The organism is Streptomyces sp. NPDC051921, assembly GCF_040680975.1.
In the GTDB taxonomy this organism is placed as follows: domain Bacteria; phylum Actinomycetota; class Actinomycetes; order Streptomycetales; family Streptomycetaceae; genus Streptomyces.
Window position 1 is genome coordinate 61,105 of record NZ_JBFAXU010000036.1, and the last position, 10,978, is coordinate 72,082.

The 10,978-nt window shown below is 70.5% G+C and carries 10 protein-coding genes; 3 read left to right on the top strand and 7 right to left on the bottom strand.

What is annotated here, in order from left to right:
- Positions 1–38: 38 nt before the first annotated feature.
- On the top strand, positions 39–350 hold the full coding sequence (locus AB0M16_RS33955) for a ferredoxin (RefSeq protein WP_365349950.1): 312 nt from the start codon (positions 39–41) through the stop codon (positions 348–350).
- Positions 351–374: 24 nt separating this feature from the next.
- Here the strand turns inward: AB0M16_RS33955 and AB0M16_RS33960 are convergent, their stop codons facing one another.
- The 3 genes from AB0M16_RS33960 to AB0M16_RS33970 all read right to left on the bottom strand — a co-directional run bounded on the left by AB0M16_RS33960 (position 375) and on the right by AB0M16_RS33970 (position 3,206).
- Entirely contained in the window at positions 375–935 is a 561-nt protein-coding gene (locus tag AB0M16_RS33960) for a hypothetical protein (RefSeq protein WP_365349952.1), read from the bottom strand.
- Between the two features lie 231 nt (positions 936–1,166).
- A complete protein-coding gene (locus tag AB0M16_RS33965) occupies positions 1,167–2,054 on the bottom strand; it encodes a tRNA (adenine-N1)-methyltransferase (protein WP_019884997.1) in 888 nt (295 codons plus the stop codon).
- 18 nt (positions 2,055–2,072) lie between these two features.
- A complete protein-coding gene (locus AB0M16_RS33970; RefSeq protein ID WP_365349970.1) occupies positions 2,073–3,206 on the bottom strand; it encodes a site-2 protease family protein in 1,134 nt (377 codons plus the stop codon).
- A gap of 218 nt (positions 3,207–3,424) precedes the next feature.
- Between AB0M16_RS33970 and AB0M16_RS33975 the strand changes: the two genes are divergently transcribed.
- A complete protein-coding gene (locus AB0M16_RS33975) occupies positions 3,425–4,372 on the top strand; it encodes a PD-(D/E)XK nuclease family protein (RefSeq protein WP_365349954.1) in 948 nt (315 codons plus the stop codon).
- Between the two features lie 40 nt (positions 4,373–4,412).
- Positions 4,413–5,084 carry a response regulator transcription factor gene (locus tag AB0M16_RS33980; RefSeq protein WP_365349972.1) on the top strand — a complete coding sequence of 224 codons (672 nt, stop codon included), beginning with the start codon at positions 4,413–4,415 and terminating at the stop codon, positions 5,082–5,084.
- A 78-nt stretch (positions 5,085–5,162) separates the two neighbouring features.
- On the opposite strand, the gene AB0M16_RS33985 is transcribed toward AB0M16_RS33980, so the two are convergent.
- From AB0M16_RS33985 to AB0M16_RS34000, 4 genes are all read right to left on the bottom strand, one after another.
- Positions 5,163–6,743, bottom strand: coding sequence for an ABC transporter substrate-binding protein (locus AB0M16_RS33985; protein ID WP_365349956.1), 1,581 nt, complete (start codon positions 6,741–6,743; stop codon positions 5,163–5,165).
- A gap of 69 nt (positions 6,744–6,812) precedes the next feature.
- A complete protein-coding gene (locus AB0M16_RS33990) occupies positions 6,813–8,402 on the bottom strand; it encodes an ABC transporter substrate-binding protein (protein ID WP_365349958.1) in 1,590 nt (529 codons plus the stop codon).
- A gap of 455 nt (positions 8,403–8,857) precedes the next feature.
- Entirely contained in the window at positions 8,858–9,565 is a 708-nt protein-coding gene (locus AB0M16_RS33995) for an HAD family phosphatase (RefSeq protein WP_365349960.1), read from the bottom strand.
- Between the two features lie 132 nt (positions 9,566–9,697).
- A partial coding sequence (locus AB0M16_RS34000; RefSeq protein WP_365349962.1) for a vitamin B12 dependent-methionine synthase activation domain-containing protein occupies positions 9,698–10,978 on the bottom strand: 1,281 nt, incomplete at its 5' end.

Below are 10,978 nucleotides of genomic sequence, written 5' to 3' on the forward strand. Positions count from 1 at the left end.
GCCCGACTTACCCGCGCGACGCAGAAACGGCAGGAGACATGACCGTGCAGCAGGAGGCCCCGGCCGCCGGCGCCGAGGAGGCGCTCGAGGTCTGGATCGACCAGGACCTGTGCACCGGGGACGGGATCTGTGTTCAGTACGCGCCGGAGGTCTTCGAGCTCGACATCGACGGGCTCGCGTATGTGAAGAGCGCGGACGACGAACTGCTGCAGGAGCCGGGGGCGACGACGCCGGTGCCGCTGCCGTTGTTGGTGGACGTGGTGGACTCCGCGAAGGAGTGCCCGGGTGACTGCATCCACGTGCGGCGGGTCAGGGACGGCGTCGAGGTGTACGGTCCCGACGCCGAGTGACCGTCCGGTGACGGGCGGGCCGGGTCAGACGGCGCGCGCCTCGTCCTGGCCGGTGCGGACGAACGATCCGCCTCGCCAGCGCCATTTCACCTGCTCCCGCTGGTCGGGGCAGCAGCTGGGGACGTCGGGGGACGAGTAGCCGAGCAGGGTGGCCTGGACGGCGCCGTCGCGTACGGCGAAGTCGGTGACGTTCTTGAGCTGTGAGGGCTCGACGAGGGTGGCCACGACGCGGGCCGCGGGGGTGCTGGCGCCTTTGCCGTGGGTGAGCACGTAGATGCCGCTGGGTGGCGTCCCGGAGCCGGCTTCGCAGTGTACGACTGCGACGGTCTCGGGGTTCCCGTCGCCGTCGAGGTCTCCGGTGGCCTGCTGGGCGATCTTGTTGGGGGCTCCGCCGCAGGCGAGCGGGTAGTGCGCGGTGGCGGCGTCGGGGGCGGGCAGGGGGGCGGGTGCCGCGGCGGCTCCTGCCGGACCGGGCTGGACGAGGCCGGCGAGGGCGACGACTCCGGCCATCGCGGTGGCGGTGGCCAGCCAGTGCAGCGGCCGGGCGTGGGTGTGCGCCAGGTCCGTGACGGCGGGGGTCTGCACGCGAGAAGTCTCCTGTGAGGGTGGTGCGGAAGGAGCTCCGGGCATCGTGCCACACGTCACAGGGCGGCGGAACAGGCGGGTCGGTCCTTGTCGTGTGCCGTCGCCCGGGCCGCGGGGCGGCGCCGGGTGCGGGGGCCGAACATGAGGGTGCCGCCGTCGACTTCCACGCCTGGGGCGGGAACTCGGCGGCGGCACGCGCGCGTTGTCGGGGCGTCAGCCCCTGTCGGGGCTTCAGCCCTTGTTGGGGCCTTCGTAGTCCTCGCCGTAGGCGCCCTTGGCGGGGCGGCGGCGGCGCATCGGGGGCTCGACGCCGTCCGCGAGGCGGCGGGCGGTGACGAGGAAGCCGGTGTGGCCGATCATCCGGTGGTCCGGTCGGACGGCCAGGCCCTCGACGTGCCAGTTGCGGATCATGGATTCCCAGGGCTGCGGCTCGGCGTAGCAGCCGAACTCGCGGATGGATTCCACGGTGCGGGCGAGCTGCGTGGTGGTGGCCACGTAGCAGCAGAGGATGCCGCCGGGGACGAGCGCCTTGGAGACGGCCTCCAGGCACTCCCAGGGGGCGAGCATGTCCAGGATGACGCGGTCGACGTCGGTGTCGGACAGGTTGTCCTGGAGGTCGCCGACGGTCAGCTGCCAGGCGGGGTGCGGGCCGCCGAAGTAGCGCTCGACGTTGCCCTTGGCGATCTCGGCGAAGTCCTCGCGGCGCTCGTAGGAGTGCAGCATGCCGCTGTCGCCGATGGCGCGCAGCAGGAAGGAGCTCAGAGAGCCGGAGCCCACGCCCGCTTCGACGACGCGGGCGCCGGGGAAGATGTCGGCGAAGGCCAGGATCTGCCCCGCGTCCTTGGGGTAGACCACGGCGGCGCCGCGGGGCATGGACAGGACGTAGTCGGGGAGCAGGGGGCGCAGCGCGAGGTAGGCGACGTTTCCCGTGGTACGGACAACACTGCCCTCGGGAGCACCGATCAGCTCGTCGTGCGGGAAGGAACCCTTGTGGGTGTGGAAGTTCTTCCCGGCCTCGAGCGTGAACGTGTAGTGGCGTCCCTTGGGGTCGGTGAGCTGGACCTGGTCCCCGACCTTGAAGGGCCCGCGACGGCGGGCGGCACCGGTCGGTTCGGACATGTGAACAGGGTACCGGGCCTACGAACCGGGTCGTGCCATGGCCTTCACGAAGGCCCGCTCGACGTCGGCCGTGGAGAGGACTCCGTAGATCTCGCCGCTGTCCTCGACGACCAGGTATTCGGTCGCCGGGCTGGCGCGGAGGTGGTCGAGGAGGGGCTGGCCGGTGAGTTCCACGGGCACTTTCATGCCGTCGACGAGGTCCTGGGAGAGGGCGCTGACCGCGACCCAGGGGCGGCGGTGCTGGGGGACGCCGGCGATGGCGGTCTCGCGGACGATGCCGGTGGGGGTGCCGTGGCCGTCGACGACGACGAGGGCGCGGGCGCCCGCTTCGTTGGCGCGGCGGAGGGCTTCGGAGAGCGGGGTGGCGGTCTCGACGGGGATGGCGCGGCGGGTGAGGGTGCGGGCGCGGAGTTCGGGGAGGTGTTCGCGCAGCCGGGCCATGCGGAGGCTGTTGCCGGCGCCGGTCCAGATGATCGCGGCGAGGATCGCGGCGAGCAGGGCGTCGGTGACGGTGGTGAAGCCGTCGATCTCCGCGGTGGAGTTGCCGAGGAGTCCGGTGCGGGTGAGCAGCGGGAGTCCGATGAGGACGGTGACGGCGAGTGCGCGGCCGACCCAGGCGGCGGCGACGGTGCCGCTCATCGCGTTCCCGGTGATCTTCCAGATGACGGCGCGGAGCATCCGGCCGCCGTCGAGGGGCAGGCCGGGCAGCAGGTTGAAGACCGCGACGATGAGGTTGGAGATCATCAGGCCGCCGAGGAGGACGCCGGGTACGGTGCCGGGTTCGACGGCGTACAGGGTGAGGTAGAAGATCCCGGCGAGGACGAGGGAGAGCAGCGGGCCGACGAAGGCGAGGACGAACTCGCGGCCGGGGGTCTCGGTCTCCTTGTCGATCTCGGAGACGCCGCCGAAGAACTGGAGCTGGATGCGGCGCACCGGGAGCTTGAAGCGGAGTGCGGCGAGGGTGTGGGCCAGTTCGTGGACGAGCACGGAGGCGTAGAAGGCGATGGCGAAGAAGAGGGAGACGAGGTAGCGGGCGGCGCCGAGCTCGGGCAGGACGCGTTCGATCTGGTCGCCGAAGACCCAGGTGATCAGGGCGGCGACCAGGAACCAGCTGGGCGCGACGTAGACGGGCACGCCGAAGGGCCGGCCCATGAGGATGCCGCCGCCCGGTTCCTCGGTCCGCTGCGGCTTGGACTCGTCCTGGTTCACGGGTTCCTTTCGTCGCCGAGCTGCTCGGTCCGCGCGCTCGGTCACGGATCGATCATGCAGCGCGACGGGGTCCTGCGTCGATGGTATTCCGCGCGGGCCCGTCGGGTGGATCAGGGTCGGGCGGGCCGTCGCTGTCGGTGGCTGGCCGTAGGGTCGGTGTCATGACTACGAGCGAGCAGCCGCCGCCGGTGGAGCGGGGACCCAGGGCGCCCATGTCGTTGTCGCCGTCGCGGGCGAGTGACTTCATGCAGTGCCCGTTGCTCTACCGGTTCCGGGTGATCGACCGGCTGCCGGAGAAGCCGAGTGCGGCGGCGACCCGCGGGACGCTGGTGCACGCGGTCCTTGAGCGTCTGTTCGACGTGCCGGCGGTGGAGCGCACGGCGCCGCGGGCGAAGTCGCTGGTCCCGGGCCAGTGGGACCGGCTGCTCGCGTCGCGTCCGGAGCTGGGCGAGTTGTTCGCGGAGGGCGGTGACGCCGCGGGGGATCCCACGGAGCCCGCGGCCGAGCGGCTGGCGCGGTGGCTGTCGGAGGCGGAGCAGCTGGTCGAGCGCTGGTTCACGCTGGAGGACCCGACGCGGCTCGAACCGGCGGAGCGCGAGCTGTTCGTGGAGACGGAGCTGCCGTCGGGGCTGCGGCTGCGCGGGGTGATCGACCGGGTCGACGTGGCGCCGACGGGCGAGGTGCGGATCGTCGACTACAAGACGGGCAAGGCGCCCCGCCCGGAGTACAGCGAGGGCGCGCTGTTCCAGATGAAGTTCTACGCGCTGGTGGTGTGGCGGCTGAAGAACGTGGTGCCGCGTCGGCTGCAGCTGGTCTACCTGGGCAGTGGTGAGGTGCTGACGTACGACCCGGTCGAGGCCGATCTGCTGCGGGTGGAGCGCAAGCTGCTCGCGCTGTGGGAGGCGATCCGGCTGGCGACGGAGACGGGTGACTGGCGGCCGCGGCCGACGAAGCTGTGCGGCTGGTGCGACCACCAGGCGGTGTGTCCGGAGTTCGGCGGCACTCCCCCGGTGTATCCGCTGCCGGTGGTGCCCCCGCGCGCGCCCGAGTCGGGGGAACCCGGTCGGGGCGGTCAGGGCAGAATGGATCAGGTCCCGCCCGCCGTCTGAGGCGCGTTCGGGCCGCATGCAGGCCGATGAAGGAGTTTTCGTGGCGATCCGCGTCCTACTGGTCGACGACCAGCCACTGCTGCGCACCGGTTTCCGGATGATTCTGGAGGCGGAGCAGGACATCGCGGTGGTGGGTGAGGCCGGGGACGGCCTGCAGGCCCTCGACCAGGTGCGGGCGCTGCAGCCCGACGTGGTCCTGATGGACATCCGGATGCCGCGGATGGACGGGGTGGAGGCCACCCGGCAGATCACCGGTCCGGGCCGGGACGGCCCGGCGAAGGTTCTGGTGCTGACGACGTTCGACCTCGACGAGTACGTGGTGGAGGCGCTGCGGGCGGGGGCGAGCGGTTTCCTGCTGAAGGACGCGCCGGCCCATGAGCTGGTGCAGGCGATCCGGGTGGTCGCGGCGGGCGAGGCGATGCTGGCGCCGTCGATCACGCGTCGGCTGCTCGACAAGTACTCGGCGCATCTGCCGTCGGGCGAGGAGCAGGTGCCGGACACGCTGCAGACGCTGACCGACCGTGAGGTCGAGGTGTTGAAGCTGGTGGCGCGCGGCCTGTCGAACGCGGAGATCGCGGCGGACCTGTTCGTGAGTGAGACGACCGTCAAGACGCATGTGGGCCATGTGCTGACGAAGCTGGGCCTGCGCGACCGGGTGCAGGCGGCGGTGTACGCGTACGAGAGCGGCCTGGTGCGCCCCGGCGCGCAGTGAGCGGGCCGACGGGGCGGACGACGGGAAGGGCCCGGCACACGGGGTGTGTGCCGGGCCCTTCCCGTGTCGGGGGCGCCGTCAGCCCTTCTTGATCTCCCAGAAGCGGAAGACGGTGGAGGCGTCGAGGGTCCATTCCAGGCCGGTGACGGTGTCGCGGGCCACGGCGTACTGCTTGCCCTGCCACAGCGGCAGCAGCGGGAGCTCGTCGGCGACGAGGTCCTGGACCTTGGTGTAGGTGGAGCCGGTCTCGGACCGGTCGGGGGACGCCGCGACGGCCGGCAGGAGCTCGCCGGTGATCAGGGCGTTCTTGTAGCGGTTGCCGAGGACGTTGTCGTCGCCGAAGAACGGGGAGGTGAAGTTGTCGGCGTCCGGGTAGTCCGGGACCCAGCCGCGGACGTACACGCCGTACTTGCCGGCCGCGATGTCCTTCTCGTACTGCTCGAACGGCACGGACTCGACCTTGGCGTCGAAGAGGCCGCTGTCGTTGAGCTGGGCGGCTATCGCGTCCATCATCTGGTCGGTGGAGGGGCCGAAGCGGTTCGGGGTGGACCAGAGGGTGAGCTTGACCTTGTCCTTGATCCCCGCGTCGCGCAGCGCCTTCTTCGCCTTGGCCGCGTCGGGCTCGCCGTAGGTGTCGAAGAACGAGGTGGAGTGTCCGGCGATCCCGGCCGGGACGATGGAGTAGAGCGGCGTCGCGGTCGACTTGTAGACGTTCTGGACGAGCGCCTCGCGGTCGACGAGGTGGGCGATGGCCTTGCGGACACCGAGCTTGCCGACGACCGGGTCCTTGACGTTGAAGACCATGTGCTGGACCTCGGCGCTGGAGCCCTGGACGACCTGGATGCCCTTGTCGTCGTTCTGGGAGTTCTCCAGGGCGGCGATGTCGTCGGCGGACAGGCCTCGGTAGGCGACGTCGACGTCACCGGCCGAGAGGGCCTTGGACAGGGCCTCGCGGTCACCGCCGTAGAGCTTGAGCGTGACGCCGCCGTTCTTCCGCTTGGCGTTGCCCTGGTAGGACTCGTTGGCGCTGAAGACGGCCTCGGTCCCGCTGAAGGAGTCGAGCTTGTACGGGCCGGAGCCGACGGCCTTGCCGTCGGTGCGCAGTGCGTCGGCGGCGTACTCGCGGTGGTCGACGATGGAACCGGCGCCCGAGGCGATCTTGCTGGGGAAGGTGGCGTCGGGCACCTTCAGCTTGAACACGACGGTCTTCTCGTCGGGGGCCTCGATGGAGGCGATCGAGGAGAGCAGCGGGGCGGGGCCGTTGGGGTCGGCGATCTTCAGGGCGCGCTCGAAGGAGAACTTGACGTCCTCCGAGGTGAGCGGGTTGCCGTTGGAGAACTTGAGGCCTTCGCGCAGGGTGCAGGTGTACACCTTGCTGCCGGCCGAGAAGCCGCACTTGTCGGCGGCCTCGGGCTCGGGCTCGGAGGCGCCCTTCGGGAAGGCGAGCAGGGACTGGAAGACGTTGTTGAACAGCAGCCACGAGCCGGGGTCGTAACCGGCGGCGGGGTCGGTCGCCTGGATCTCGTCCGACATGCCGACGCGCACGGCTGCCCCGGAGCCCCCGGAGTCGCCGCCCTGTTCGGTGCCGCAGCCGCTGAGCAGGGCGGCGGCCAGACCCGCCGCGAGCGGGGCCGTCAGCCACTTGTTGTGTGCCTTCACAGAACTTGCCTCTTGATCTCTTGCCAGGCCGGCCGCGCAACGGCTGCGCGGCCGGTAGAAACGAAGGGGTCAGGCGGTGCCGCGTCCGAGCTCCCACAGGAGCAGGTCGGAGGAGGTGTTCAGCGCCCATTCCACGCCGGTGACGTCGTCGCGGGCTGCGACGTACTGCTTGCCCTGCCACAGCGGCAGCACGGGCACGTCCTTGGCGACGATCTTCTGGATCTGCTCGTAGACGGGGGTCGCGGCGTTGCGGTCGGCCTCGCGGCGCGACTGCGGGATCAGCCGGTCACGGACGGACTGGTTGACGTAGGGGGTGTTGAGGAAGTTGTCGCTGTCGAGGAACGGAGCGATGTAGTTGTCCGGGTCCGGGTAGTCCGGGAACCAGCCGAGGCCGTAGACGGCGTAGTCGCCGCGCTTCTGCGCCGGGCGGAACTTGGACCATTCCGTGCCCTGGATCCGGGCGTCGAAGAGCTTGGTGGCGTTGAGCTGGCCGCGCAGGGCCTCGAACTCCTTGGCCGTCTCGGCGCCGTAGTGGTCGGTGGTGTAGTTCAGGGTGACCTTGACGGGGGTCTGCACCCCGGCGTCCCGCAGGATCTTGGCGGCCTTGACGGTGTCCGGCTGGCCGTAGGTGTCGATGAACGAGGTGGCGTGACCGGTGATGCTGGAGGGGATCAGCGAGTAGAGCGGCTCGGCGGTGGGGCCGTAGACCTGCTCGACCAGTCGGCCGCGGTCGACGACGGAGGCCATGGCCTGTCGGACGGCCTTCTCCTCGACGGCGGGGGCCTTGGTGTTGAAGCCGAGGTAGCGGATCTCCAGGCCGGGGACCTCGGTGAGGTCGATGCCCTCCTGGGGCTTCTCGGTGAGTTCCTTGATCTGCGCCGTCGACATGGCGCGGGCCGCCATGTCGATGGTGTCGTCGCGCAGCGCCTTGTCCATGCCGTCGGCGTCGCCGAAGGTGCGCAGTTCGACCTTGTCGTTGCGCAGGGTGATGGCGCCCTTGTACGTGGGGTTCTTGGTGAAGACGAACTTCGTCACCTGGTCGCCGTCGGTCTCGGCCTTCATCGTGTACGGGCCGGAGCCGTCGACGTCGAAGCCCTTGCGCAGGTCCTTGCCGTCGTACTTGGTCCTGCTGAGGATGCCGGCGACGGGGGTGGAGATCTTGTACGGGAAGGTCGCGTCGGGGGTCTTGAGGTGGAAGATCACCTCGAGCTCGCCCTTGGTCTCGACGGTGTCGATGTTGGCGAGCAGGGCCGCGGTGCCGTTGTCGGACTTGATCGCGAGCACGCGCTCGACGGAGAACTTGACGTCCTCGGCGGTGACGGGGGTGCCGTCGGCGAAGGTCAGGCCCTCGCGGAGGGTGCAGCGGTAGCTCTCGCTCTCCTTGTCGGAGAAGCCGCAGCTCCGGGCGGCCTCCGGGACCGGCTGGCCGCTGCCGCGCGGGACGCGCATGAGGGTCTGCACGGTCTGGCGGAGGATGTTCCAGGCGCCGGTGTCGTAGGCGAAGGCCGGGTCGAGCGGGGCGGGGGCGTCCTCGGTGGCGACGAACTGGTCCGTGGTGCCGACGACGATCGCTCTGCTCTGGTTCCCTCCACCGCATCCGGCGAGCAGGGGGGTGAGCAGTGCGGCCACGGCGGGCAGCACCAGGGTCTTGCGGTTCATCGGGGAACGTTCTCCTCATCCGGCGCGGGGTGACGGCCGGCACGTCTACAGCGGCTTCGGTCACTCCGCCGGCCGCCCGTCGGGGCGGTCGATCGGGCCGGTACGGGGTGCGATCGGTCCTGTGTACGCGGCGGCTGGGGTGAGCGCCGGGGGCACGCGGAAGGTGCGGCGGAGTACGTGCGAAAGATTAATGGTCCACACCGGTGCCGCCGTACTGCGAAGAGGGCGGGGGCAGGGGCCGCGCGTTCATGAATACGGTGAGTTCGATAGTCATGCGCGGGAATGATTCGTACGGTCGGGAGCGAATCAGGACACAAGGTCGGCGCCGAACCGTCAGGTTCCGGACACCGCACGCAGACAGGCCACCCGCCGGTCGGCACTCTGGGTGACCAAGCTCACTCAGGGTTCTTTTCGGCGGATGGCCTGAACGTTTCCGGATGCGAACCCGAGGGGGCTCAGAGGCCCTTGGGCGTGGCGATGAGCGTCCTCAGGAAGGGGACGTCGACCTCCTCCAGGGAGCGCACCACCACCCGTCCCCCGGAGGGCGCGATGGGGGCGACGGAGGGCACCGCGACGACCCGGCAGCCCGCCGCCTCCGCCGCGGCGACACCGGTCGCGGTGTCCTCGACGACCGCGCACAGCGCCGGTTCGGCGCCGACCCCGCGGGCGGCGGTCAGGTACGGCTCCGGGTGCGGCTTCGTACGGGACACCTCGTCGCCCGCGACGGTCAGCGCGAACCGGTCCCGCCCCAGGGAGGCGAGCACGCGGTCGATGATCCGGCGGTGCGAGGCCGACACCAGGGCGGTGGGGATGTTGTGCCGGGCGAGCTCGGTGAGCAGCCGGTCGGCGCCCGGCATCAGCGGCACGCCCCGGTCGATGCGCTGCTCGAACTTCTGGTTGAGCAGGACGGTGAGCTCTTCCAGGGTGATGTCCGCGCCCGTGGCCTCGATGAGATAGCCGGCGCTGCGGGTCATCGGCCCGCCGACGACGATGTCCCGCCAGGCCTCGTCGAGGCGGTGTCCGAGGTCCGCGAAGGCCTCGACTTCCGCGTCCCACCAGAAGCCCTCGGTGTCGACGAGGGTGCCGTCCATGTCGAGGAAGACCGCCTGCAGGGCGGAGCTGCCGTTGGCACGGAACAAGGACGCGGGGACCGTACTGGTCATCCGGCACACCTCCACGGAGGGACGAAGAGGCCGGTCACCCTCCCCGGTACGGGGGTGGGGCGACCGGCCTGCACTGGACCGACCAGTGTACGTCCGGATCACACGAGACGCAGGGATTTACCCCCGCACCGGTTACCGAGCGTTGAAGTACTTCGCCTCCGGGTGATGGATGACGATGGCGTCCGTGGACTGCTCGGGGTGGAGCTGGAACTCCTCGGAGAGGTGGACGCCGATGCGCTCGGGCTCCAGGAGCTCGGCGATCTTCGCCCGGTCCTCCAGGTCGGGGCAGGCGCCGTAGCCGAGCGAGAAGCGCGCGCCGCGGTACTTGAGCGCGAACATGTCCTCGACGTCCTCGGGGTCCTCGCCGCCGAAGCCGAGCTCGGCGCGGACCCGGGCGTGCCAGTACTCGGCCAGGGCCTCCGCCAGCTGCACGGACAGACCGTGCAGCTCCAGGTAGTCGCGGTAGGAGTCGGACTCGAAGAGCTTGGCCGTGGCCTCGCCGATCCGCGAGCCGACGGTGACGACCTGGAGGCCGACGACGTCGGTCTCGCCGGACTCCTCCGGACGGAAGAAGTCCGCCAGGCAGAGACGGCGGCCGCGGCGCTGGCGCGGGAAGGTGAAGCGGGTGCGCTCGTTGCCGGCGTCGTCGAGGATGATCAGGTCGTCGCCCTTGGAGACGCAGGGGAAGTAGCCGTGGACGACGGCCGCCTCCAGCATGTTCTCCGTGTGCAGGCGCTCCAGCCAGCCGCGCAGCCGCGGCCGGCCCTCGGTCTCCACGAGCTCCTCGTATGACGGCCCGTCACCGGCCCGGTTCTGCTTGAGGCCCCACTGCCCCTTGAACAGGGCGCCCTCGTCGAGCCAGCTGGCGTAGTCCTTGAGCGGGATGCCCTTGACGACGCGGGTGCCCCAGAACGGCGGGGTCGGGACCGGGTTGTCGGTGGCGACGTCCGAGCGGCCGCCGGGCTCCGGCTCGTCGATCTGCGGGGCGCCCGCGCCCTTGGCGACCCGGCGCTGCTTCAGCTCCGGCAGGGTCGCGCCGGGCACGCCCCGCTTGACCGCGATGAGGGCGTCCATCAGGCGCAGGCCCTCGAACGCGTCGCGGGCGTAGCGGACCTCGCCCTGGTAGATCTCGTGCAGGTCCTGCTCGACGTAGGCCCGGGTGAGGGCCGCGCCGCCGAGGATCACGGGGTACTTGGCGGCCAGCTCGCGCTGGTTCAGCTCCTCCAGGTTCTCCTTCATGATCACGGTCGATTTGACCAGGAGACCGGACATGCCGATGACGTCGGCCTGGTGCTCCTCGGCCGCTTCCAGGATCGCAGAGACGGGCTGCTTGATGCCCAGGTTGACCACGTTGTAGCCGTTGTTGGAGAGGATGATGTCGACGAGGTTCTTGCCGATGTCGTGGACGTCGCC